This is a genomic window from Mycolicibacterium elephantis DSM 44368 (assembly GCF_004014805.1).
Lineage (GTDB): Bacteria > Actinomycetota > Actinomycetes > Mycobacteriales > Mycobacteriaceae > Mycobacterium > Mycobacterium elephantis.
This window is the reverse complement of record NZ_ATDN01000004.1, coordinates 61,124-82,700: the sequence shown is the minus strand read 5'-3', so window position 1 is coordinate 82,700 and position 21,577 is coordinate 61,124. Positions and strand designations below refer to the sequence as shown.

Below are 21,577 nucleotides of genomic sequence, written 5' to 3'. Positions count from 1 at the left end.
GAGCGTCCGGAAAGCGTGAGCCGTAAGCGGTTTAGGCCTGGCCGACCTCGAAGCGCGCGAACCGGGTGACCTTCACCCCGGCCTCGTCGAGCAGTGCCTTGACGGTCTTCTTGTTGTCGGACACCGACGGCTGGTCGAGCAGCACGACGTCCTTGAAGAACCCGTTCAGGCGGCCCTCGACGATCTTGGGCAGTGCCTGCTCGGGCTTGCCCTCGTTGCGGGCGGTCTCCTCGGCGATGCGGCGCTCGTTGGCGACCACGTCCTCGGGCACGTCCTCGCGGGTCAGGTACTTGGCCTTCAGCGCGGCGATCTGCAGCGCGACGGCGTGCGCGGCGTCCTTGTCGGCGCCCTCGTACTCGACCAGCACGCCGACGGCCGGCGGCAGGTCGGCGGCCCGCTTGTGCAGGTAGGTCTCGACGGTGCCGTCGAAGTACGCCACGCGGCGCAGCTCGAGCTTCTCGCCGATCTTGGCCGACAGGTCGGCGATGACCTGCTCGACGGTAGGGGCCGCCGAATCGGCGGAAATGCGAGCGGCCTTGAGCGTGTCGACGTCGTTGGCCTTCGTCGCGGCGGCCGCGGCGACGATCTTGTCGGCGACCTCCTGGAACTCGGCGTTCTTCGCCACGAAGTCGGTCTCGCAGTTCAGCTCGATCAGCGCGCCGTCCTTGGCGGCGACCAGGCCCTCGGCGGTGGCCCGCTCGGCGCGCTTACCGACGTCCTTGGCGCCCTTGATGCGCAGCAGCTCGACGGCCTTGTCGAAATCGCCGTCGGCCTCGACCAGCGCGTTCTTGCTGTCGAGCATGCCGGCGCCGGTCAGCTCCCGCAGTCGCTTGACGTCGGCAGCGGTGTAGTTAGCCATGTTCAGCTCTCCCTAAGCCTCTGGAGTCTTCGGTTCGGTCTGGACGTCGGCCTCCGGGGTGCCCGGCTCGGCACCGGCCGCGGTCGGGGACGCCGTGGCCGCCGGTGCGGTCGCGGAGGCCAGCAGTTCCTGCTCCCACTCGGCCAGCGGTTCGGCGCCCGTGGCGTCCGGCTTGTCGCCGTCACGTCCCACACCGGCCCGGGCCTGCAGCCCCTCGGCGACCGCGGCGGCGATCACCTTGGTCAGCAACGCGGCCGAGCGGATCGCGTCGTCGTTACCCGGGATCGGGTAGTCCACGAGATCGGGATCGCAGTTGGTGTCGAGGATCGCGATGATCGGGATGTTCAGCTTGCGGGCCTCGGCGACGGCGAGGTGCTCCTTGTTGGTGTCCACGACCCAGATCGCCGACGGCACCTTCTGCATGTCCCGGATACCGCCGAGGCTGCGCTCGAGCTTGTTCTTCTCCCGGGTCAGCATCAGGATTTCTTTCTTGGTGCGGCCCTCGAAGCCACCGGTCTGCTCCATCGCCTCGAGCTCCTTGAGGCGCTGCAGCCGCTTGTGCACGGTGGAGAAGTTGGTGAGCATGCCGCCCAGCCAGCGCTGGTTCACGTAGGGCATGCCGACGCGGGTGGCCTCTTCGGCGATCGCCTCCTGCGCCTGCTTCTTGGTGCCGACGAACAGGATCGTTCCGCCGTGGGCGACGGTCTCCTTGACGAACTCGTACGCCTTGTCGATGTAGGTCAGCGTCTGCTGCAGGTCGATGATGTAGATGCCATTGCGGTCGGTGAAGATGAACCGCTTCATCTTGGGATTCCAGCGACGGGTCTGGTGCCCGAAGTGGGTGCCGCTGTCAAGCAGCTGCTTCATGGTTACGACAGCCATGTCGGCTATTCCTTTTTCGTCGGTTGTCGCCCGACGCCGGGTGACGCCGAGCCCTGGTGCCCGCTCGGAATGCCAGACCCGTCTGGAAACGGGACCGACGGCATCCGGGATACGACCTTGAAGAACCGGGTCGTGGCGCAGACACGCGAAGTCAGCCCGCTCGCGCGAGCTGCGGTTAGCAAGTTTACACCGTCTGAAGGGGTGCTTTTTCCACAGCGACCTGCTGATCCACAGATCGCCGCCGAGACCTGGCGTGGTTTGCCCACGATGAGCTGAGCTGGGCCGATGCGGTGGCTCGCACTGGTGGCCGCGGCGCTGGTGTGGGCGGCGCCTGCGGGCGCCGACGGTGAGCGGTTGCGGTGGCCGCTGCAGCCGCGACCCGCGGTGACCCGCTCGTTCGACGCCCCGTCGCCGAATTGGCAGCGCGGCCACCGCGGTGTGGACCTGGCCGGTTCGACGGACCAGACCGTGTATGCCGCGGCCGCGGGCACGGTGGTGTTCGCCGGTGAGCTGGCCGGCCGGGCGCTGGTGTCGATCGCGCACCCCGGCGGTCTGCGCACCAGCTACGAACCGGTGCGGCCGGCCGTGCGCGTCGGGCAGCGGGTCGACGCCGGTATGGCGATCGGCGCCCTCGAGGCCGGCCACGCCGGCTGCCCGGCGGCGGCCTGCCTGCACTGGGGTGCGATGTGGGGCCCCGCGTCGCGCGCGGACTACGTCGACCCGCTGGGTCTGCTCGCCACCACACCGATCCGCCTCAAACCCGTTTGAGCGCGAACCCCTCTTGTCGCGAGCGTGCGTGTCCGAGGGCGACACGCCGGGGTTTTCCGCAATTTTGCGCACGCTCGCGACGGCGCCTGCGAGCGCCTACCGTCGCGACCATGACCGTCGCATCCGATGCGCACCGCACCCGCCCGCTCCGGTTCGGCCTGCACACGGCGCTACCCCGCGGCCCGGGGTTGGCCGAGTTCGCCGTCGCGGTCGAGGACGCCGGCTTCGACGTGCTGACGATCCCCGACCATCTCGTCGCGTCGCTCTCGCCGTTCGCCGGGGCCGCCGCGGCCGCCACCGCCACCACCCGACTGCGCACCGGCACGCTGGTGCTGAACAACGACCTGCGTCATCCGGTCGAGGTCGCCCGCGAAACAGCCACCGTCGCAGCGGTTTCCGGCGGCCGCTTCGAACTCGGGCTGGGCGCCGGGCACATGAAGTCCGAATACGACGCCGCCGGCATCCCTTTCGACTCGGGTCAGGTACGGGTCGACCGACTGGTCGAGTCGGTGCAGGTGATCCGGTCGCTGCTGGCCGGTGAGCCCGTCGACGTCGACGGCGCCCACTACCGGGTGCACGCCGGGGCCGGATCGCTGGTCGCGGCGCCCGGCGTTCGGGTGCCGATCCTGGTGGGCGGCAACGGAACCCGGGTACTGCGGTTGGCCGGCCGCGTCGCCGACATCGCGGGGCTGGCCGGGTTCAGCCACAACCGCGACGCCACGAAGGTGAACTTGACACACTTCGACGCCACGGGACTGGAGAACCGGATCACGGTGGTGCGCGAGGCGGCCGGCGACCGGTTCGACGCCGTCGAACTCAACGCGCTCATCCAGTTCGTGGTCGTCACCGACGATCGCGAGGCAGCGGCCGCCGAATTGGCCGCCACGTTCGGCGGCGTCTCCCCGGAGCTGTTGTTGGACTCCCCCTTCGTGCTGCTCGGCACGCACGACCAGATGGCCGAAACGCTCGTCGCGCGGCAACAGCGCTTCGGGGTGAGCTACTGGACGGTGTTCGACGAATGGGTGGGCCGCTCCTCGGCAATGCCCGACATCGCCGAGGTGATCAACCGGTTGCGTTGAGCTCGGCCAGCCGAATCACGCGCGGGGGTGGGCCTGGTCGTGCACGGCGCGCAGCCGGGCGACGGTGACGTGGGTGTAGAGCTGTGTGGTCGCCAGTGTGGAATGGCCCAGCAGTTCCTGTACGACGCGCAGGTCCGCCCCGCCCTCGAGCAGGTGCGTGGCGGCGCTGTGACGTAACCCGTGCGGGCCGATGTCGGGTGCCCCGTCGACGGCGGCGATCGTCTGGTGCACGACGGTGCGGGCCTGCCGCGGGTCCAGGCGGCGGCCCCGCGCGCCCAACAGCAGCGCAGGCCCGGAATCGGCGGTGGCCAACGCGGGGCGCCCGTCGGCCAGCCACGCCGTCAGCGCGGTCTGCGCCGGCACGCCGAAGGGGACGGTGCGCTGTTTGTTGCCCTTGCCCAGTACGCGCAGCAACCGCCGCGACGTGTCGACGTCGTCGAGGTCCAGTCCGCACAGCTCGCTGACCCGGATTCCGGTGGCGTACAACAGCTCGACGATCAGCCGGTCCCGCAGTGCGAGCGGGTCGCCTTGTTGGGCACCGGATTTCGCGGCAGCCATGGCGTCGAGCGCCTGGTCTTGACGCAGCACCGACGGAAGGGTGCGCCGGGCCTTGGGCACCTGCAGGCGGACCGCCGGATCGGTGGCGATCAGCCCGCGCCGCACCGCCCACGCGGTGAACGTCTTGACCGACGACGTGCGCCTGGCCAGCGTCGTGCGGGCCGCACCCGCGGTCGCCTGCGCGGCCAGCCAGGAGCGCAGCAGCGGCAGCGTCAGCGCGTCCAGGCCCATCTCGGCGATCTGCTGGTCAGCGAAGTCGAACAGCGACCGCAGGTCACCGAGGTATGCGCGGCGGGTGTGTTCGGAGCGCCCGCACTGCAGCGCGAGGTACTCGTCGAACTCCTCGAGGATCGCCTCCACGCCCCTTACCGTCGCAGACACGACCGCGGGTGTCAGGTGACGCGCCGCATCGCCTCCGGGGTTAGTTCTTTCAGCGAGCGGTAGCCGTCGACGGCCATGGTCACGTCGGCCTCGGCCAGCAGCGACCGCAGCACGTGCACGATGCCGTCGACACCGCCCAGCGCGAGGCCGTAGACGTAGGGCCTTCCGATGGCGACCGCGTCGGCGCCCAGCGCGAGCGCCTTGACGATGTCGGTGCCGCTGCGGATTCCGGAGTCGAACCACACCGGTAGCCCGTCGGCGGCGTCGACCACCGCCGGCAGGCAGTCGATCGCCGGAATTCCGCCGTTGGCCTGCCGACCGCCGTGGTTGGAGCAGTAGATGGCGTCCACGCCGCCGTCCTTGGCGCGTCGCGCGTCGTCGGGATGGCAGATGCCCTTGGCGATGAGGGGCAGGTCGGTGAGCGACCGCAACCACGGCAGGTCGTCCCACGTCAGCGGGTTACCTAACATTGTGCTAGGGTATTTCTCATGCGTGCTGCCGTTTACCTGCGACAATCCGTTGACAAGTTGGGTGACGAACTCGCGGTTTCCCGCCAGCGTGAGGACTGCCTGAAGCTGTGCGAGCGGCGCGGCTGGACCCCGGTCGAGTACGTCGATAACGACACAAGTGCGAGCAACGGGAAGCGTCGCCCCGCCTACACACAAATGCTCGCCGACATTCGCGCCGGCCGTGTCGGCGCAGTCGTGGCGTGGGACGCTGACCGGCTGCACCGGCAGCCCCGCGAACTAGAGGACTTCATTGACCTAGCGGACGCCCACAAACTCGCGCTAGCGACCGTGGGCGGAGACTTCGACCTGTCCACCCCAACCGGGCGCGGCAACGCCCGAATGAAAGGCGTTTTCGCCCGCATGGAGATGGAACAGAAGTCAGCCCGGCAGAAGCGCGCCGAGCGGCAACTAGCCGAGTCCGGTAAACCGCACCGAGGCGGGCGACGCCCATTCGGATACACCCGCGACAACAAAGTCTTTGAGCCGGAAGCATCGGCCGTGCGTGACGGCTACGCCGACATTCTCGCCGGGGCCACACTGCATTCCGTCGCCGCCCGCTGGAACGCCGCCGGGCTGAAAACAACGGCCGGTAACGATTGGACCGGCACCACGGTTAAACAAACCCTCACCAAGCCGCGCTACGCCGGTCTGCGCGCCTACCACGGTGAGATCGTCGGTAAAGCCGAATGGGAGGCAATCGTCACCGAGGACGTTTGGCGCTCGCTGTGTGACCTGTTGGCGCAACGCTCACCTAGCCGCCCGTTCCCCGCCCGCAAATACCTACTGACAAGCATTGCGGTTTGCGGCGTGTGCGGACGCCCGGTTGGCTCTAGCGCCAAAACGGACTCCGCGCCCGTCTACAAGTGCAAAGAATGCGGTGGTGTTACCCGCCAAATCGACAAAACGGACCGTTGGGTAATCGAGCACGTTGTCGCCCGGCTATCGCAACCGGACGCGGCGCAAGTGCTTGTGCGCGAGAACCGGGCCGATATGCCCGCGCTGCGGGCAGAAGCTAACGCCCTGCGGTCCCGGCTCGACGCCCTGGCGACAGACTTCGCGGAGGGTGACCTTACGGCGTCACAATTGCGGACGGCCACCGAGCGGATCAAAGCGAAGCTAAGCGCAGTCGAGTCGCAAATGTTCGACGCTAATTCGCGCCGCATGTTCGACGGGCTTATCGGCGCGGAGGACGTGCGGGCCGCGTTCGATGCGCTGCCGCTCGACCGGCAACGCGCCGTCGTGGACGCGCTGCTTTCCGTGACGATCATGCCCGTGGGTAAGGGCCGGGCTTTTGACCCGGAGCGGGTGGTTCTGAAATGGAAAACCGGCCGGGGATGAGCGGCCGGTAAAGGGTCTCGCTTGCTGCCGCTGGCTTAGGTGCGCTCGCATGGAGCGGGCCAGGGTGCCGGGTCGAGCGGCGACCACGAACCGGGATAAAACCCGGCACCCTGCGAGCCGTGCGCTTATTTCCCCGGACTGCACACGCCCGGCGAAAACACACACGGCCACCACCCCGTATCACGCGCTATGGGAAAACGCGGGACAGATAGGGCAGTCTCCGAATTGTTGAAGTATCAATTTCTCTTATATGGACCCGAACGTCGCTTTGATTCTTCAACAAATAAAATGTGTCGGGGCCGAAAGGTACAAAGCACCCCGACAAACTCAAGGAAAATAGATGGCTATTCCGTCAAGGAAGAAAATAGGCTATTCGGCGCGCTTGCGGTAGCGGTTTAGCACGTACTGCTCAGCTAAACTCCACCCGTCAAACGCGCTCCGGTAATCCACCGCAAACGGACCCTTGGCCTTGCTCATTTCAAGCTGAGACTTATTGGCAAGGAACCGCAGCGCGGCAGTGAAAATAACGGCCGCAATATCGTCGGACGGCTCACCGCCGGCAAAACCCTCGCCGCGCGTGTAAGCCGACGCCATAGCGGTAACAATCGTAATTGCCTGATTAGCTTGCGCTATTGTGGCCGCATCCCCCGGTTTTCCGAGGAATGCGGCCACGTCCGCAGCGGATGGCGCTGCCACGAATTACTCCGATTCGGCGTCGTACAGCCGAACTAGGCCAGCCGGGTTAGCGAAACCAAACCCGACGCGGGCCGTAGCGCGAACCTGCACAGCGTCATAATCGAACGCCGCATCGGCCGACTTAACAATCGTGGTTCCGGTACGTTGCACCACGAAAATCTGAGACGCATCAACGCCCCACGCATTTCCGGCCTCAACATCGGCGCTCACCAAAACCGGAACGCCGGCAAGGGTCACGCCGTCGCCAACGTTGTCCAGCAGACCCATATTCGAGTCGGACGCCTGCTTAGCCTTAGCCAGTGCCAGAGCCACATCGGCCGCGAGAATGAAGTGCGTCAGATTCGCGCCGTCCGCCAGAGCGTCACTCTTGGCCTGGTGGAACGGGTCAAGCGAAGTGAGCGCAATCTCGCTGGTATCGACCACGTTGTAAAGCGGGTTATCGCTGCCGTCCTTTAGCGACAGAAGCCCGTTAGGCCCGTTAGTGATGGTGTCGCCGAAAAACGCGGCGTCGATCTTCTTAGCAATCGAACGCGCAAGGCTACGCCCAACCTGCTCGGCAACCGCCGGGTTGGTGTCCTGCGCGGCCTCATTGCTGATCTGCGTAAGCCCCGCAACCTTCTTGGGTGTAACCACCAATTCCGAATCGGTCGGGTCCGTCAGCGTGATTTGCGAGTTTTCCGCATACCATCCAACGGACGGGTCCGCCGTCAGCATCGGGAAACGAATAGTTTCCGAATCGGTCTGAACGACGGTGCTAGCCTGAAAAGCAATGGACTTCTCCGCGACAACAATGTCGATAAGCTTGCCGTAATCCTCCGGCGTCCACGCCTGCGCGAGATTAGAGTCTAGAACTGCCATATTTAGTTTTGCCTCTATTCAATTATCGAAAGTGCGTATTCAATTGTGTCCGCCACCGGGGCGAGCTATTAGGGTGCGCGCCGGGCGCAGTTACAGAGATGGGCGCATCAAGCGCTGAATAGGTCTGCGAAAGTTGGCGTTGCGGCGTTTCCTCCGCGCTGCCCCTGCCCAACATCGCCCTTAACTTTCCGCTTAGCCAGATAGGGCCGGTCATTTAGCAAGGTTTCGATAGCTTCCGCGAGCTTGTCGGCGTCGTCCAGGTGGTCGGCGTCGAACGGCAGATCGTCCGGATTCTCTAAGCGGCCGGTTGCTTTCACAAGCTCACGGTGCAGCCGCTTAGCGAGCGCGTCGGCGCGTTCTTCCGCCGTTTTAGCGCGGTCCCGGTAACCGGCCGACTCCCGCCTCAATTCCTCCACATAAGAACGTGGGAAAACATCCGTATTGCTGCCGGATTGCGTTTCTGGCGCATTTTCTGCCTTATCCGCGGTAGTCACATCAGGTGACGCGGATTCGCTATTCTTTGCGCCGTTCGTGGCGTTATTCGCGGCATCGGGCCGCGTACCGTCACTCACTGTTCAACGTCCTCCAAAGTTTTGTTCAAGTCATCCCAATTGACGCCGCGCATCATGTCGGCCGTAATCCGCTCCGCCGACAAGTCGTCCCTAAGCCGTTCCCGGCGCTCCGCCTCAATTTCATCTTCGGAATAGCCGAGACGGCGCAGCGCGCCAGCACGCGACAACAAACCCGACTGATACAGCTTGGTTACCGAGTCGGCCTCAGCGGCGACTGAACGGCTCGCCGGGTCACCCCACACGACATTTACGTCCACCGAATCAACCGCAACGCCGTCACGGATAGCGACCATCAGCCGGGCAACCTGTTCCCATGAACGGCCAAACACGGCCTGCCGCGCCTCAGCACGCGCCGTCAAACTGCTCTCGCTAGCGCGCAACGCTTCCGCGCTCGACGGGTTTTCGGTAGTGATGCCAACGAAGTGCGCAGGCAACGCACTGACGGCCATGATCTGACCGAGCCAGATGTTGACCGCGTTCTCGTAGCCCTTAAGGTCCGCGCCCGGAAGCTGCCCAAACTTGGCGTTCTCACCTTCGGCGATCATCGCCCGATTGCCCTCCGGGATCGGGTTAACCGTCTCCATGACCGGGTTGCCGTCGTCATCGACCACCGGGTCACCGTTGCCGTCGAGCTTAGGAACCTCCACAAGCTCGATGCCGGTAGCCCAACGGCGCGGCCTAGCAGTGAACTCCTGCGCCACAGCCAAACCCGCCAACGTGGCGTTAAGCCCGTCCACCAACGGAATAAGGTCGTCCAACTCTGAGCGGCCGCAGCCGAGAATCCGCGAAGCGTTGCAGAAATTCACGACAGGAACCACGCCGAGCGGGTTGTCCAACGTCTCGACAAGCTCAAAAGCAGTATTCGCCGCCTCCGCCGTCCTAGCACGCCAACGCTCGACACGATCTGGCAGATACAGAACGGCGTAATCCTCTGTCTTAGTGCGCCAACGCTTAACCGCCGATTCGATCTCGCGGGTAGCCGGGTCTTTGATTACCGCAACCTGTTGCGGCGACTCGACAGTTGCCAGCGGTGAACCATCCGGCCGCGCCCAAACGATCACGAAAGCATCCCCAAACGTCAACGCTTCGCGGTGCAGAATCGTGCTCGCCTGGTCTAAGTCATTAGCAAGCCACTCATCCCAAATATCGACGCCCTTAAAGCCGGTAACCCGTAGCCGCTCCGCAAGCGACGTAACCGCTAAGCCCGGAATGTTGGACACGATGCGGTTAAGCGCCGGTAGCGCGATGCGCGCCTCCGGGCTTAGATACGCGAGCTTCTGCCGGCCCGACGCATAACGGTCTAGTTCTGTGTAACGGTGCTGCGGACGGTTCAAGGTGTCCAGCAGCTCCACAAGTAGGTCTGAACTCATCTGTATTTAGTTGTCCCTCAAGTCTTTAGGTGCCACTAGGCGAACGACACGACACGCCTGCTTGGTTTAGCTTGTGCAGCAAGCCACGTCGCCCGCGAGTGACACATCATCAACGCCGTACAAAGGTCAATCTTGGGTGCGTGTCTCGACCGCGATGCCTTAGCGATGCGTAAGCCCTTGTCCGTCTCCAACACGGTCGCGTTAAGCACATGCGCCCGGAGCGTTTCGTCGCCGGAATGCGTGAACCGGCCGTTAACCGCCGCGCTATGAAGATCGTTCGTCGCCGCCGTCTGCCGTGCTGGCGACTGGCGGAACTCCACCATCGGCAATCCCTCCGACTCCAACACCTGCGCCGAGCGGGTCCACAAGTACGGGTCAAACGCGACTTCTCGCACACGCCAACGCTTAGCGGCGTCCCTAATGGCCTGCTCCACATCGAGCACCGGCACCCGCCACCCGTCATCGTCAGACGGCTTAGACCACACGCCGAGCTTGTCGAAATGCGGAACCTTCGCCACAGTGCCGACCACAAGCGCCGTCGAGTCATCCTTAAGGCTGCCGTCCAGCGCGATAACCACGTCAACGCCGTCCGGAACACCACCCGCGCAAGCAAGCCCGTCCCACACGTCGGCCGTGAGAAACGGACTCTCATTCGTCGTAACCACCTGGCACAACCGCTTGCGCCTGTACTCCCCCTCTGTCGTCTGCTTAAGCAGCGCCGTCGCCCGGTCCCGGCTCAACAAATCGTCAAGTTGCGGGTTGGCAAGCTCAAGGCAATGACTACAGGCAACGTCGTGGTGCTCAAACCCGGCTGCGCTGAACTCAACAAACGCCATCGTCTTATCGTCCGGATTCGCCCGGCACGCCTCCCGCAGATCAGTAAGCACTGACGTTTCGCGGTTCGGTGGCGTGCCAATTCCCAACGCCATAGCGCCGTCGAGCTTCCCCGCGCCAAGTAGCAGCGTTGACCACGTATCCGGGTCAATCTCGCCAAGCTCATCGGCCAACGCCAGCGTCCACGTACCAAGCCCCTCGATCCGCTTAGCCTCAGCCGGTAGCGCCGTTAGGGTCGAACGCTTACCCGGCACTTCGATTCGATCCCGGTACACCACGGCACGCTTAGCAAGTTCGTCGTTAAGTTCGACCATCTGCGCCGCAGGCTTCAACAGCCGGCCCGCCATGCGCTCATCGACCGCCACAATCGGAAGCTCGTTACCGTCCGGGCCGCAGAACAACTCATACAAGCCCAACGCCGCGAACAAACCCGTTTTGCCAAGCCCACGCGGACCCATGATCGCCCCGACCACCGGCCGCGGCTCGGGGTCCAAGAATGGCCTCAACATCTCCACCTGCCACGGCCGCAACCGCATCGGCTTACCCGCGCCCTTGCCCTTCGGCACGATCAAGAACCGCTCAGCGAATGCCTGAAAGCGGGCTACACCTGTCTTGCGCGGCCGAAACGGCAGCGGCGACTCGTCTACATCGCCCTTCGGTCCACGGCGCATAATTTTCCATCTCCGATATTCACAGTTATCTAGCACTCCATCGCCGTGACTGCGTGTGGGCCAGATCACAAAATGTCTATGAATTTTCCCTCAGCATCGGCGGCCACCAGGCACGACAGAACCACATTCATAAGAAGTGGCGTTCCAGAAGCGTCTGTTGTCGCGTTCACATGCTCCAATGAACGGGACTAGACGAACCGTTTAGTCCAGGAACGCGAAAGCCCTGACAGGAACGGTTCTCCGTCAGCCAGGGCTCAGCGTGTTATTTGGCGATAACGTTTTGAGCCTAGCCGCCGACGTCGCGGCCCGCAGGGCTTCGGCGCAAGTGCGGTTAATCTGATGGAGCGCTCCTACCTGCCGTGAACGGCGCGTTTCTGCCGTAGCGACAGAACCCAGGTGTGCTCAATGACACAAGAATGGCCAACTCTCGCCCATCTCGCAGGTGAGTACAAACTTAAGACACCGCAAGCCGGCCAGGCGGCTCAGAAACTGGGATTAAACCTCAGACGCGGCGCGGCTAAAGTCGCGCCATGGCAAGAGAAGCTGCTTCGCCCTGAGTTAGAAGGTATACGTCGCGAGCGCGAAGATCGGAAACGCCTTTGGGCCGACGCCGCAGTGGCATACGAAGCCGCCGACGAGCACACCGGGTACATCGACGCCGAAGACGAAGCAGGACGGCTGGGATTCTCCAACGTCGAATGGGCACGGCAATTGCGGCCGATCCTCAACCGGCTACAGGCCGACGAAGAGTCGAGTTAATTCGTCCCTGTGCTGGACGGTTCAAGTCTGGAAACGCGCCGCTGCGGGGGCGCCCCCACCTGCGTTTTCGCCGTTCGGGGCGCGTTGCTGACGCCGCAAGCCGGCTAGCCGTTGACCTGCGGTTTTGGCTAGCGTGTGGCTTAGCTGTGCGTGATGACTGGTAGGTCGTAGTGTTTCCGCAGGTTGGCGGGGCCGACGATGAGCCGTGTCCGGTATGTGGCGCAGCGCAGGCTGTGGCCGTAGTCGCCGTCGAGCATGACCGGGCCGTCCGCTAGCCCGCAGGTCACAGCCCACTCGCCTTGTTCGATTAGGCGTTTTATGAAGGTGGGCCGTTCTGCTTCGGTGACTATCCGGTTGGCGTTGGAGAAGTAGTCGGCTAGGCGGTGAATGTCGGTCATGTAGTGGATGCCGCATCGGCAGGTTGCGACGGGCGGTTGGTGTTGTTTGTTGCATGTGGCTTTGAGTACGCCGTCGCGTGGTAGTTCCGTGTTGAGGAATGGCGCGGTTAGGCGGTGGTTTTCGATCTGCCATATGCGCCAGCCGAGACGGCTGTGTGGTGTGAGCGTGGCTAGCTGCATTGCGTCTCCTTTGCCGTCTCATTGCCGCGTTGAGCGCCGTTGTCTAGTTGTGTGCGGTAGTAGGCCGCCCGGCGTTGCTTGCGGGCTTGTATGGCGGCGTGGACGTGTTGGCGTTCGGCGTCTGTGCATTTGTTGCCGCGCCGTTTGTTGCAGTCAGCGCACAGCACGCGGACGTTGAGCGGTTCTAGGCGTATCTCTGGCGCTTCGGAGACGGGAACTATGTGGTCGGCTTGGAGTTGGTTTGTGCTGCCGCATAGCGCGCACCACGGTTGCTTTTGCCGTGCTTGCTGGCTGAGCTTTTGCCAGCGGTAGTCGTAGCCGCGTTTGGCTGCCGATAGTGTCGGCGCTTGCCGTTTGGGTTGGCAGTCGCCGCATCGGCTACCGGCGGCGATTAGGTGGCCGCAGCCGAGGCACGGCCGGGCGATCATCCGCCGTTACGGATCACGTACGAATGCAGCAATAGACCCTTGCCCATGCTGTCTGCCGCCTCCACGCTGAATGGAATGACGAACGGCGCGAGGTTCCCATCAGCGGGAACGATCTTCACGCCGATAAGGTTGCCGTGACTGACGCTGGCCATAAACTCGAAACGGTCGAACTCGATAGTGCGGATGGTCTCATCCATGTGCTGTTTCTTCCTGTCCTTTGTAAAAGTGCCGGTAAACGGCCTCAAACACGGCCGCGATATCCGTCTTGGTTAAGTTGATAGTGGACGCTCGGCGCGAGATATTAACGCTGTTTCCGTCCGGTAATACCTGAATGCAGAATGGGCTGCCGCCGCGTGAGCTTGGAACTTTTATCAATCGAATACCTCCACGCCGCCGACGAACTTTTGCAGCCTGGCCTTAGCGGGCGTCGTTGCTGGACGGTCGGCCGTAATCTCGGCCAGCGCGTTGGCTAGTTCTTTGGCGTCGCGGGGCGTTAGCAGCAGGTACGAATTTCCCTGCTTGACTAGGTAGCGTCCGCCGGGACGGTCCATCAGGTATATGTCACTGCCGTTCGTTTTTATCGTTCTGCTCATTTGCGTTCTTTTGTTCCCTCTTCGTAGTTACCCACCGTGCAAATTGCATGGATGAGATGCGGCAACTCCGCCTCGGAAACGAACAGCCGCGATGCGCCTTGAATGATGTTGACCCCACCGTCCGGGCGTGGCGATACCCAAAACGGCGTCCCTTTGCCAATATCAATCCTCATCCAGCCCGTTCCTCTCTTTGTGTATTCTTCTCATCGCGCCGGCAGGCAAAGAACACCTTGCGCGCATATTCGTGACCGCAGGCGAGAAGGGCGCAGACCTCATCGGGTTTGAGTTCGCGACCTTTGCGTCGCTCCGCCTCCTGTAGCTTGCTCACGTCAACGCTCAGTTGGTCGTCCATCTCAACCGTTACGCCCCCTGTTCCTTGATCTGTTGGGGTGAAAATTTTCGCACCTTGAGATTGCGCATTTTTGCACGTTGAGATACGCGATTTTGCACGTTGAGATACGCGATTTTGCACGTTGAGCGATTCGTCTTTACGCGAATCTGCACCTTGAGAAGTGCGCTCGGCCTCCGGCCAGGCCAGCGAATAGACCGACGCCCCGCCGTGCTTCCGGCCCCTCGTCTCCTGTCGCAAGTAGCCGCGTTCTCTAAGCCACTTAAGGTGGCTAATCACCGATCGCTCAGACATACAGCAATCTTCTGCTAGCCGCCCAACACCGGGAAACGCATTCTGCCCATCCCTGTCGCTGTAGGTCAGCAATAAAGTGATAAGCACCCGATACGCGCCCGCCGACATTGCGACCCGGCGTAACTTTCGAACATAATCAAACTTGTCGAACGCCATTCAATTTTTCTCTCCTTGCAAACGCCCGTCGATAACGACAAAGGCTCAACATCGTTCAAAACTGCTGGTGCGTATTGCTTCACCTGTAGATCAGCACACGCGAATCCTTACGCGGTGGCTGCCGCATCAATGCCTCATAGAAACGGCGCGGGCGGTCCGGGTCATCAACCCAACGAACATTGTCGGCCGAGCAGTCGAGCGTGTCTGAATTTAAGTGCTCGACAAGCCGGTCTTTAAGTGGCCGCCAGCCGTGGAATGTCGAGACGACCAACTCATCGACCGGCACATCGCAACCGTCGATACGCACATGCGGATGACCGTGAATGATTCGACGGGCTAGCACATACTTACCGCGCCGGATGCGTCCGTCTCGACTGGCAGAATAGCCAGGGAATAGCGGAATCTCCCGCCATATCTTTTCTCTCATTAACTGCCTGTATTCAGTTGTCTTGTCTTATCCTTGGTTCCAATTTATCAAATTCGGTATTCGATTCCGGGTTTTACCCACCCGCGAGTGACGTATATCACACTACGGTTTTTTTCGGATTTGACCCCTTCGCCATGTTTCACACACATCCGGCGCATGTATAGTTGCGTTTTTCGCCATCCCCATTGCCAAGCCCAACACCATTCCCCTAGCGTCCGGAACCGTGACCAGCTACGAAACAATCGGCGCAGAAAAAGTAAGCGAATGGGAAACGGGATCACGCCTTGTGACCTGGCCTGAAACGTATGTCGGCGATGCCCGCATATGGGTGACCGGCGATCAAGACACGAAAGGCAACGTTGACCGGGCCGTGTGCCTGTATGCGAACGTCGCGGTTCTCACACCCGGCCAAGCGCGCAAGCTCGCGGCCACACTCATCGACGCCGCTAACGTCGCCTCGCCGCTGCGGGCGCAGCCGGTCGCTGCGCACCCGCCACGTCGGCGCGGCCGGTCCCGCTGCCGACACTGCGGCGTGTGGAACCTCCAAGGCTTGCACTGGTGCGACGGCTGCGGACACTCGCTACCCCGCCCGTGACAACTCGCGCACACCGGACACCTGCGCAAACAACACGGTGAGCTTGTCCACCTGCTCACTCGTCAACGGCGGCGCGGACTCCACAGCCTGCGCAACCAATTCGGCGTATTCGTACGCCAACCCGTCTCCCCCTACCGGCCTCGCTTAGCAACCTTTCAAGCCCGGAGGGTATGCGAACATCTGTTCGATGCAAGCCGCGTTAACAAGGCCACTAAGCCAGCTAGTAAGTCCCTTAAGCAATCTTCGGGTTGCCGAAGATCTGTGCCCAGCGCAACACCGCACCTTGCGGGTTCTCCTCCGGCGGTTGCGCCAGGCTCGCGCGAAACACCGGATCGGAGGTGTAGTTGGCCAGACACAGCCCGCGCAGAAACGGGAAGTTCGACGACGCCAGGTCGCGGGGGCGCCATCCCGGAATCCAGGTGTCCAGCGTGACGACGATGCCCTTGAACCCCGCCGCCTCGGCGCGGTGGACGAAGCTGGCGGCCAACTCACGGTCGGTGGGCGTGTAGAGCTGGAAAAACCCTGGGGTGTCACCTAATTCGGCGGCCACCTGTTCCATCGGGTCGGCCGACATCGTCGACGCGATCATCGGCACGCCGGTGCGCGCGGCGGCTCTGGCGGTCGCCAGATCACCGTGACCGTCCTGAGCGCAGAGCCCGATGACGCCCACCGGAGCCAGCAGCGCCGGCGACGGCAGCGTCATCCCGAACAACTCCACCGACAGGTCGCGCTCGCTGGCGCCGACGAACATCCGCGGCATCAGCCCCCACTGCTCGAAGGCGGTGGCGTTGACGCGCTGGGTGCGTTCGTCGCCTGCCCCACCGGCGACATAGGACCACATCGACGGTGACATCGCGGCTTGGGCCTTGGCCTCCAGTTCCGCGAACGCCATCGGCAGCGCCGGCAGCACACCGGACAGTCCCTGGAAGTAGATCTCGAGTTGGTAGTCGCTGAACGCCATGCGGCCAGGGTGCCAGGCCGACGCTCAGGCGTTGGCCTGTTCCTCGGCCTTAGCCAGTTCACGCTTCCACTGGCGGAAGGTCTCCTCCGTGCGGCCGCGACGCCAGTATCCGGAGATCGACGACGCCCACTTGGCCTGCACTCCGCGCTCCTTGCGGATGTAGGGCCGCAGATTGTGCATCACCGCCTGCGCCTCGCCGTGGATGAAGACCTGCACCTGCCCCGGCAGCCACGGCATCTCTTTGACCGCCGCGATCAGCGGCGCGTTGTCGCCTGCGACATCCTCGGGCACGAGGTCGGCCCGGCCGCCGCGATAGATCCAGGTCAGCTCGACCCCTTCGGGTCTCTTCAACGGGATCTCGTCTTCGGGCCCGGCGATTTCGATGAAGGCTTTACCGATCGCGTTGTCGGGCAACGCTTCCAGTGCCACACCGATCGCAGGAATCGCAGTCTCGTCGCCGGCGAACAGATACCAGTCCGCTGCCGGGTCGGGCGCGTAGGCTCCGCTGGGCCCCATCAGGTAGACGGGCCGGCCCGGTTCGGCGGCAGCCGCCCACGGCCCGGCCACCCCGTGTTCGCCGTGCACCACGAAGTCGATCCAGATCTCACGCCGCTCGGCGTCGACTCTGCGGACGGTGAAGGTGCGCACCGTGGGTCGATGTTCGGGCGGCAGGGTGTTGAAGCTGTCGATGGTCAACGGTTGCGGCAACGTCGAGACGTCGATGTCGTCGTCGACGATGACGATCTTGACGTAGGAATCCGTGAACTCGCTGGGCGTGAAGGTGTCGAACCCGGTCCCCGGACCCGACCCGCCGAGCACCAGGCGAAGCAGGTGCGGTGTCAACTGCTCGGTTCGCACCACCTGAAAGGTGTGTATCGGACGCCCTGCCACGTCGCTCCTCCACATCCACGGTCGCAAGCCAGATCCTGCGCCGACGGGCCCGACTATACGAGCGCCACCGTCGCGGCCTACCTGGCCAGCACTTCAGCGGTCGCCTTGGGCTGCCAGTCCGAGGTCAGCAACGCCCCGAAGTTGTCCTGGTCATCGGTTTCGTCCGCGGTGTCGATGTCGCGGATCGAATAGATGAACACCGGACCGCTGTAGTCGGTGTGCGCTGCCCTGGCCAGCACGTCGGTGATCTGCCGCGCCTGCTCTTGTTGGCTGACCCCGCCGGGCGTGGCCGCGGCGGTCGGTGCCCCGATCTCGGTCATCCAGATCTTCTTCGCACCGTCTCCGTTGTCGACCATGAGTCGGCGTACCCGCTCGACGTCGGACCAACCGTTGTGGTCGTCGACGCCCAACCCGGCGGGATAGACGTAGGGATGCATGGCCATGGCGTCAAAGAACCCGGCGGCGCCGAGGGCGTACATCGCCTCGACGAACGTCGGCGGCGCGTCGGGCGCGAAGGCGCGACTCATTCCCGCGGCCAGCACGGTGCTGTGCGGCTGCACCCCCTTGATCGCCGGGTACGCGGCCTTCAACAGCTCGGTGTAGCGGGCCGCACGGTCATCGAGGTAGCCGAAGAACAGCGGAACGTTCGGCTCGTTCCAGACCTCCCAGCTGCTGACCCGGTCGCCGTAGCGCTTCACCAGGGTGGTCAGGAAGCTGGCGAAGAGAGCGGGTTCGACGGGCGGGGCGCTGAAATAGGATCCGGGCGCCCTGGCCCATTCCGGGGTGTAGGAGACCATCGCCAGCACCTTCAACCCACGGGCCACGGCGCCATCGATCCAGTGGTCCAGATAGCCCCAGTCGTAGGCCCCGGGCATCGGCTCGGCGCGGCTCCAGTCGACGAACACCCGCAACCATGTCGCACCGGTTCGGGCCACCGCGTCGAGTTCGCGGTCGGCTTCCATGTCGCTGATCCACGTCATCGGCGCGCCGACCGCGAAGCCGTAGCCGTCGCGGGGCGCGAGGGCCGGCTGCGCCTGCGCGATACGCCCGTCGGCGATCAACACCGCGGCAAACAGCAGCACGACCGCCGTGATCCGGCCGACGCACGTGTTCACCCGGCTTCGCATCTCGACAACCTACTAAAGGATGCGCTTCCAGCGGCCGTCGCGGCGTCGCACCAGGCCGGCCAGCTCAAGCGTTGCCAGCGGGCCCAACACGTGCCTGGCCGGCAAACCGGCGGCCATCGCGATCTCGTCGAGATCACGTGCCGCACGTGCGGGCAGCGCGTCATAAACCCGTTTGTCGGTGTCGTCGAGGCCGTCGAGCGGTGAGACCGGCCGCGGCTCGTCAGGAGCCAGCTCGCCGATCCGGCCGACCAGCTCGATGACCTCCTCGGCGCGGGTGACCAGACGGGCCCCGTCCCGCAGTAAGGCGTGGCAACCGACCGACGCGGAGGACGTGATCGGGCCGGGAACCGCGCACACCGCGCGCCCCAGCACGCCGGCCCATGCCGCGGTGTTGGCGGCGCCGCTGCGGGCCCCGGCCTCGACCACGACGGTGGCCCCGGCCAGGGCAGCCACCAGCCGGTTGCGGGTGAGAAACCGGTGCCGCGCCGGGCGCACGCCGGGTGGATATTCGGTGATCAGTGCCCCGTCCTCGGCGATTCGCCGCAAGAGCGCGCTGTGCCCCGCCGGATAGGGCACGTCGATCCCGCCGGCGAGCACCGCAACGGTCAGCCCGTCGGCCGCCAGCGCGGCGCGGTGGGCGGCGCCGTCGATACCGAACGCCGCCCCCGACACCACCGCCGCATCCCTTGCCGCCAGGCCGGCGGCCAGGTCTGCCGCGGCGTACTCGCCGTATGCGGTGGCCGCCCTGGTGCCGACGACCGCCGCGGCACGGGCAGCCACCTCGTCGAGCCGCGCCGGCCCGACCACCCACAGCACCATCGGCTTGTGACCCTGCGGGCGCAGCCGCCCGGCGATGCCATCGAACGCGGTGAACGCCAGCATCGGCCATTCGTCGTCACCCGGTGTGACCAGCCGGCCGTCCATCGCTGCGAGCAGATCCAAATCCCTTGCGGCGCAGTCGATGTGACGTCTGGATTCCACCCCTTCGGTCACCGCGGCGCCTGCCTGCCCGTTGCGGACACGTTCGGCGGCCTCGACCACTCCGACCCGTGCCACCAGTGCGTTCAGCGCAGGACACGGTGGTTCGGCCACCCGGGACAGGTAGGCCCAGGCCCGCCCCTCGTCTTCGTTCATCGCACACCCCCGCACTGCCGGAAACTCAAGGCCGCGGTGACGTCCTCCAAGTCCGGGGAGGTCCGCCCGGCCAGGTCGCACAGCGACCAGGCCACCCGCAGCGTGCGGTCCATGCCGCGGGCGCTGAGCTGACCGCGATCGACCGCCCCGTACAGCGGCTTCATCACCACCCTTGGCAGGCGAAACCTGCGTCGCAGCAACGATCCGCTGACCTCCGCGTTGGTTCGGATGCCGTAGGACCGCCACCGTTCCTCGGCGGCCTTCCGCGCGGCCACGACGCGCTCGCGGACCACGGCGGTGGACTCGCCGTCCTGCTGCACAAGCTCACCTGCTCGCACCGGATGCATCTCGACGCGCAGATCGACGCGGTCGATCAACGGGCCGGACAGCTTGCCGAGATACCGCCGCTTCTCGGCCCCGCCGCAGATGCAGTCTCGGGGATTGGGCGGTGCGCACGGACACGGGTTGGCCGCCAACACCAACAGGAACCGAGCCGGATAGCGCGCCACCCCGTCGCGGCGCGCCAGCCGGATCTCGCCGTCCTCCAGCGGGGTTCGCAGCGCCTCGAGCACGCTCACCCCGATCTCCGCGCACTCATCGAGAAACAGTACGCCGCGGTGAGCGCGGCTGACGGCCCCTGGGCGCGCCATTCCCGAGCCGCCCCCGACCATGGCCGCGACGCTCGACGTGTGGTGCGGGGCGATGAACGGCGGCTGAGTGATCAGCGGCGTGTCGGAGGCAAGCATGCCCGCCACCGAGTGGATCGCCGTCACCTCCAGCGACTCGCTTTCCGACAGTGTCGGCAGGAGCCCCGGAAGCCGTTGTGCCAGCATCGTTTTACCCACACCGGGTGGGCCGGTCAGCATCAGGTGATGCCCGCCGGCCGCGGCGACCTCGACGGCGAAGCGCGCCTGGGTCTGCCCGACCACGTCGGCGAGGTCCGACGTCGGCCCCGACCCGTCGCGCGGCGCATCAATTCTGCCCTGCAGCGGCGCTTTTCCCGCGACCCAGGACTGCAACTCGCGCAGCGTCCGCGCCCCACGCACCTCGATGCCGTCGACCAGGCTGGCCTCGGCGAGGTTGTCGACGGGCACCACGACGGTCGGCCAGCCCTCGCGTTTGGCGGCCATCACCGCGGGCAGCACCCCGTTGACCGGACGCACACGACCGTCGAGCGCGAGCTCGCCGAGCAGCACCGTTTTCTCCAACCGGGGCCACTCGGTTTTCTTCTCCGCCGACAGCACGGCCAGCGCCAGCGCCAGATCGTAAACCGACCCCATCTTCGGCAGCGTCGCCGGCGACAGCGCCAGCGTCAGCCGCGCCATCGGCCAGTTGTTGCCGCAGTTGGTGATCGCCGCGCGGACCCGGTTGCGCGATTCCTGCAGCGCCGCATCCGCGAGCCCGACCAGATGCACGCCGGGCAGACCGGAAGAGATGTCGGCCTCGATCTCCACGATCTGCCCGTCGAGGCCGCGGATGGCCACCGAGAACGCCCGCCCCAACGCCATCACCCCACCCCCTGCAGATGGGTGATCTCCGGCGTGCGCCGCCTGCCGATGCGCACCCCGACGACATCGATCCGCAGCTGCGACCACCCGACGTCCTGGCCCGCCAACCACACGCTTGCCAGCCGGCGCAGCCGGCGCACCTTCGCCGGGGTGACGGCCTGCTCGACACCGCCGAACCGATCACTGGTGCGGGTCTTCACTTCGACGAAGATGGCGATGCGGGCAGCGTCGTCGGCGACGATCACGTCCAGCTCGCCATACCGGCAGCGCCAGTTCCGGTCGAGCACCCGCAGCCCAAGCGAGCGAAGATGATCGACGGCGAGTTGCTCTCCGAGTGCGCCGATTTCAGCGGAGGTGAACGAAGTCATGGCACCACCGTGGAGCAGGTGACCGACAAGTCGG

At 64.7% G+C, this 21,577-nt stretch carries 26 protein-coding genes and 1 pseudogene; 4 read left to right on the top strand and 23 right to left on the bottom strand.

Translation table 11 applies throughout. From position 1 onward, the window contains the following. Positions 1-31: 31 nt before the first annotated feature. Positions 32-859, bottom strand: coding sequence for a translation elongation factor Ts (tsf, locus tag MELE44368_RS04580; protein WP_128107410.1), 828 nt, complete (start codon positions 857-859; stop codon positions 32-34). A gap of 12 nt (positions 860-871) precedes the next feature. After that, the gene (rpsB, locus tag MELE44368_RS04575; protein ID WP_046754754.1) at positions 872-1,741 is read right to left on the bottom strand and encodes a 30S ribosomal protein S2; all 870 of its coding nucleotides are present in this window, start codon (positions 1,739-1,741) and stop codon (positions 872-874) included. A 285-nt stretch (positions 1,742-2,026) separates the two neighbouring features. Between rpsB and MELE44368_RS04570 the strand changes: the two genes are divergently transcribed. Both MELE44368_RS04570 and MELE44368_RS04565 read left to right on the top strand, forming a co-directional pair. Then, positions 2,027-2,509: a M23 family metallopeptidase gene (locus MELE44368_RS04570; protein WP_128107409.1), complete on the top strand. Its 483-nt coding sequence runs from the start codon at positions 2,027-2,029 to the stop codon at positions 2,507-2,509. 110 nt (positions 2,510-2,619) lie between these two features. Further along, a complete protein-coding gene (locus tag MELE44368_RS04565) occupies positions 2,620-3,588 on the top strand; it encodes an LLM class F420-dependent oxidoreductase (protein WP_128107408.1) in 969 nt (322 codons plus the stop codon). 15 nt (positions 3,589-3,603) lie between these two features. Here the strand turns inward: MELE44368_RS04565 and MELE44368_RS04560 are convergent, their stop codons facing one another. Both MELE44368_RS04560 and MELE44368_RS04555 read right to left on the bottom strand, forming a co-directional pair. Next, a complete protein-coding gene (locus MELE44368_RS04560) occupies positions 3,604-4,506 on the bottom strand; it encodes a tyrosine recombinase XerC (RefSeq protein ID WP_128107481.1) in 903 nt (300 codons plus the stop codon). A 32-nt stretch (positions 4,507-4,538) separates the two neighbouring features. Beyond that, the gene (locus tag MELE44368_RS04555; RefSeq protein ID WP_409366098.1) at positions 4,539-5,084 is read right to left on the bottom strand and encodes an alpha-hydroxy-acid oxidizing protein; all 546 of its coding nucleotides are present in this window, start codon (positions 5,082-5,084) and stop codon (positions 4,539-4,541) included. Here MELE44368_RS04555 and MELE44368_RS04550 point away from each other — a divergent pair. Continuing rightward, positions 5,016-6,374, top strand: a complete 1,359-nt coding sequence (locus MELE44368_RS04550; protein WP_128107407.1) for a recombinase family protein — start codon at positions 5,016-5,018, stop codon at positions 6,372-6,374. The genes MELE44368_RS04555 and MELE44368_RS04550 overlap by 69 nt on opposite strands. A gap of 369 nt (positions 6,375-6,743) precedes the next feature. Here MELE44368_RS04550 and MELE44368_RS04545 read toward each other — a convergent pair whose 3' ends face one another. The 5 genes from MELE44368_RS04545 to MELE44368_RS04525 all read right to left on the bottom strand — a co-directional run bounded on the left by MELE44368_RS04545 (position 6,744) and on the right by MELE44368_RS04525 (position 11,375). Beyond that, a complete protein-coding gene (locus MELE44368_RS04545; RefSeq protein ID WP_241566479.1) occupies positions 6,744-7,046 on the bottom strand; it encodes a hypothetical protein in 303 nt (100 codons plus the stop codon). Between the two features lie 27 nt (positions 7,047-7,073). Beyond that, positions 7,074-7,928: a phage major capsid protein gene (locus tag MELE44368_RS04540; protein WP_128107405.1), complete on the bottom strand. Its 855-nt coding sequence runs from the start codon at positions 7,926-7,928 to the stop codon at positions 7,074-7,076. A 107-nt stretch (positions 7,929-8,035) separates the two neighbouring features. Next, positions 8,036-8,500: a hypothetical protein gene (locus tag MELE44368_RS04535; protein ID WP_128107404.1), complete on the bottom strand. Its 465-nt coding sequence runs from the start codon at positions 8,498-8,500 to the stop codon at positions 8,036-8,038. Next, entirely contained in the window at positions 8,497-9,870 is a 1,374-nt protein-coding gene (locus MELE44368_RS04530; RefSeq protein WP_128107403.1) for a phage portal protein, read from the bottom strand. The genes MELE44368_RS04535 and MELE44368_RS04530 overlap by 4 nt, the downstream gene beginning before the upstream one ends. Before the next feature lie 35 nt (positions 9,871-9,905). Further along, positions 9,906-11,375, bottom strand: a complete 1,470-nt coding sequence (locus MELE44368_RS04525) for a terminase TerL endonuclease subunit (RefSeq protein ID WP_128107402.1) — start codon at positions 11,373-11,375, stop codon at positions 9,906-9,908. A gap of 405 nt (positions 11,376-11,780) precedes the next feature. Here MELE44368_RS04525 and MELE44368_RS04520 point away from each other — a divergent pair, with 405 nt between their 5' ends. Further along, complete coding sequence (locus MELE44368_RS04520) at positions 11,781-12,134, top strand: hypothetical protein (RefSeq protein WP_128107401.1); 354 nt, start codon at positions 11,781-11,783, stop codon at positions 12,132-12,134. 140 nt (positions 12,135-12,274) lie between these two features. On the opposite strand, the gene MELE44368_RS04515 is transcribed toward MELE44368_RS04520, so the two are convergent. From MELE44368_RS04515 to MELE44368_RS04460, 14 genes and pseudogenes are all read right to left on the bottom strand, one after another. Then, complete coding sequence (locus MELE44368_RS04515; RefSeq protein WP_128107400.1) at positions 12,275-12,712, bottom strand: hypothetical protein; 438 nt, start codon at positions 12,710-12,712, stop codon at positions 12,275-12,277. Beyond that, a complete protein-coding gene (locus tag MELE44368_RS27475; RefSeq protein ID WP_128107399.1) occupies positions 12,703-13,140 on the bottom strand; it encodes an HNH endonuclease in 438 nt (145 codons plus the stop codon). The genes MELE44368_RS04515 and MELE44368_RS27475 overlap by 10 nt, the downstream gene beginning before the upstream one ends. Beyond that, positions 13,137-13,337 (bottom strand): hypothetical protein, encoded by a 201-nt coding sequence (locus MELE44368_RS04505; protein ID WP_128107398.1) that lies wholly within the window; start codon positions 13,335-13,337, stop codon positions 13,137-13,139. Before MELE44368_RS04505 ends, MELE44368_RS27475 begins: the two co-directional genes overlap by 4 nt. Before the next feature lie 174 nt (positions 13,338-13,511). Continuing rightward, the gene (locus tag MELE44368_RS04500) at positions 13,512-13,733 is read right to left on the bottom strand and encodes a hypothetical protein (protein WP_128107397.1); all 222 of its coding nucleotides are present in this window, start codon (positions 13,731-13,733) and stop codon (positions 13,512-13,514) included. Then, on the bottom strand, positions 13,730-13,906 hold the full coding sequence (locus tag MELE44368_RS26550) for a hypothetical protein (protein WP_164890026.1): 177 nt from the start codon (positions 13,904-13,906) through the stop codon (positions 13,730-13,732). The genes MELE44368_RS04500 and MELE44368_RS26550 overlap by 4 nt, the downstream gene beginning before the upstream one ends. Then, positions 13,903-14,532, bottom strand: coding sequence for a helix-turn-helix domain-containing protein (locus MELE44368_RS04495; RefSeq protein WP_128107396.1), 630 nt, complete (start codon positions 14,530-14,532; stop codon positions 13,903-13,905). Before MELE44368_RS04495 ends, MELE44368_RS26550 begins: the two co-directional genes overlap by 4 nt. Before the next feature lie 79 nt (positions 14,533-14,611). Next, positions 14,612-14,839, bottom strand: coding sequence for a hypothetical protein (locus MELE44368_RS04490; RefSeq protein ID WP_128107395.1), 228 nt, complete (start codon positions 14,837-14,839; stop codon positions 14,612-14,614). A 700-nt stretch (positions 14,840-15,539) separates the two neighbouring features. Beyond that, entirely contained in the window at positions 15,540-15,674 is a 135-nt protein-coding gene (locus MELE44368_RS27290; protein WP_264032541.1) for a hypothetical protein, read from the bottom strand. 124 nt (positions 15,675-15,798) lie between these two features. Continuing rightward, positions 15,799-16,515, bottom strand: a pseudogene (locus MELE44368_RS04485) (alpha-hydroxy-acid oxidizing protein); the annotation flags it as partial. Between the two features lie 24 nt (positions 16,516-16,539). Then, positions 16,540-17,406: a siderophore-interacting protein gene (locus tag MELE44368_RS04480; protein WP_128107394.1), complete on the bottom strand. Its 867-nt coding sequence runs from the start codon at positions 17,404-17,406 to the stop codon at positions 16,540-16,542. 77 nt (positions 17,407-17,483) lie between these two features. Next, complete coding sequence (locus MELE44368_RS04475; protein ID WP_128107393.1) at positions 17,484-18,533, bottom strand: beta-galactosidase; 1,050 nt, start codon at positions 18,531-18,533, stop codon at positions 17,484-17,486. Positions 18,534-18,545: 12 nt separating this feature from the next. Continuing rightward, positions 18,546-19,667 (bottom strand): DNA-processing protein DprA, encoded by a 1,122-nt coding sequence (gene dprA, locus MELE44368_RS04470; protein WP_128107392.1) that lies wholly within the window; start codon positions 19,665-19,667, stop codon positions 18,546-18,548. Next, positions 19,664-21,175 (bottom strand): YifB family Mg chelatase-like AAA ATPase, encoded by a 1,512-nt coding sequence (locus MELE44368_RS04465; protein ID WP_128107391.1) that lies wholly within the window; start codon positions 21,173-21,175, stop codon positions 19,664-19,666. Before MELE44368_RS04465 ends, dprA begins: the two co-directional genes overlap by 4 nt. Beyond that, entirely contained in the window at positions 21,175-21,543 is a 369-nt protein-coding gene (locus tag MELE44368_RS04460) for a YraN family protein (RefSeq protein ID WP_128107390.1), read from the bottom strand. Before MELE44368_RS04460 ends, MELE44368_RS04465 begins: the two co-directional genes overlap by 1 nt. Between the last annotated feature and the right edge of the window lie 34 nt (positions 21,544-21,577).

Excerpts from the sequence above, each read along its gene's own strand:
- MELE44368_RS04540 (WP_128107405.1), bottom strand. The coding sequence starts at position 7,928 with ATGGCAGTTCTAGACTCTAATCTCGCGCAGGCGTGGACGCCGGAGGAT.
- MELE44368_RS04505 (WP_128107398.1), bottom strand. The coding sequence starts at position 13,337 with ATGGATGAGACCATCCGCACTATCGAGTTCGACCGTTTCGAGTTTATG.
- rpsB (WP_046754754.1), bottom strand. The coding sequence starts at position 1,741 with ATGGCTGTCGTAACCATGAAGCAGCTGCTTGACAGCGGCACCCACTTC.
- MELE44368_RS04475 (WP_128107393.1), bottom strand. The coding sequence starts at position 18,533 with ATGCGAAGCCGGGTGAACACGTGCGTCGGCCGGATCACGGCGGTCGTG.
- MELE44368_RS04520 (WP_128107401.1), top strand. The coding sequence starts at position 11,781 with ATGACACAAGAATGGCCAACTCTCGCCCATCTCGCAGGTGAGTACAAA.
- dprA (WP_128107392.1), bottom strand. The coding sequence starts at position 19,667 with ATGAACGAAGACGAGGGGCGGGCCTGGGCCTACCTGTCCCGGGTGGCC.
- MELE44368_RS04500 (WP_128107397.1), bottom strand. The coding sequence starts at position 13,733 with ATGAGCAGAACGATAAAAACGAACGGCAGTGACATATACCTGATGGAC.
- MELE44368_RS04530 (WP_128107403.1), bottom strand. The coding sequence starts at position 9,870 with ATGAGTTCAGACCTACTTGTGGAGCTGCTGGACACCTTGAACCGTCCG.
- MELE44368_RS04515 (WP_128107400.1), bottom strand. The coding sequence starts at position 12,712 with ATGCAGCTAGCCACGCTCACACCACACAGCCGTCTCGGCTGGCGCATA.
- MELE44368_RS04465 (WP_128107391.1), bottom strand. The coding sequence starts at position 21,175 with ATGGCGTTGGGGCGGGCGTTCTCGGTGGCCATCCGCGGCCTCGACGGG.
- MELE44368_RS04495 (WP_128107396.1), bottom strand. The coding sequence starts at position 14,532 with ATGGCGTTCGACAAGTTTGATTATGTTCGAAAGTTACGCCGGGTCGCA.
- MELE44368_RS04525 (WP_128107402.1), bottom strand. The coding sequence starts at position 11,375 with ATGCGCCGTGGACCGAAGGGCGATGTAGACGAGTCGCCGCTGCCGTTT.
- MELE44368_RS04570 (WP_128107409.1), top strand. The coding sequence starts at position 2,027 with ATGCGGTGGCTCGCACTGGTGGCCGCGGCGCTGGTGTGGGCGGCGCCT.
- tsf (WP_128107410.1), bottom strand. The coding sequence starts at position 859 with ATGGCTAACTACACCGCTGCCGACGTCAAGCGACTGCGGGAGCTGACC.
- MELE44368_RS04550 (WP_128107407.1), top strand. The coding sequence starts at position 5,016 with ATGCGTGCTGCCGTTTACCTGCGACAATCCGTTGACAAGTTGGGTGAC.
- MELE44368_RS04565 (WP_128107408.1), top strand. The coding sequence starts at position 2,620 with ATGACCGTCGCATCCGATGCGCACCGCACCCGCCCGCTCCGGTTCGGC.
- MELE44368_RS04460 (WP_128107390.1), bottom strand. The coding sequence starts at position 21,543 with ATGACTTCGTTCACCTCCGCTGAAATCGGCGCACTCGGAGAGCAACTC.
- MELE44368_RS26550 (WP_164890026.1), bottom strand. The coding sequence starts at position 13,906 with ATGAGGATTGATATTGGCAAAGGGACGCCGTTTTGGGTATCGCCACGC.
- MELE44368_RS27475 (WP_128107399.1), bottom strand. The coding sequence starts at position 13,140 with ATGATCGCCCGGCCGTGCCTCGGCTGCGGCCACCTAATCGCCGCCGGT.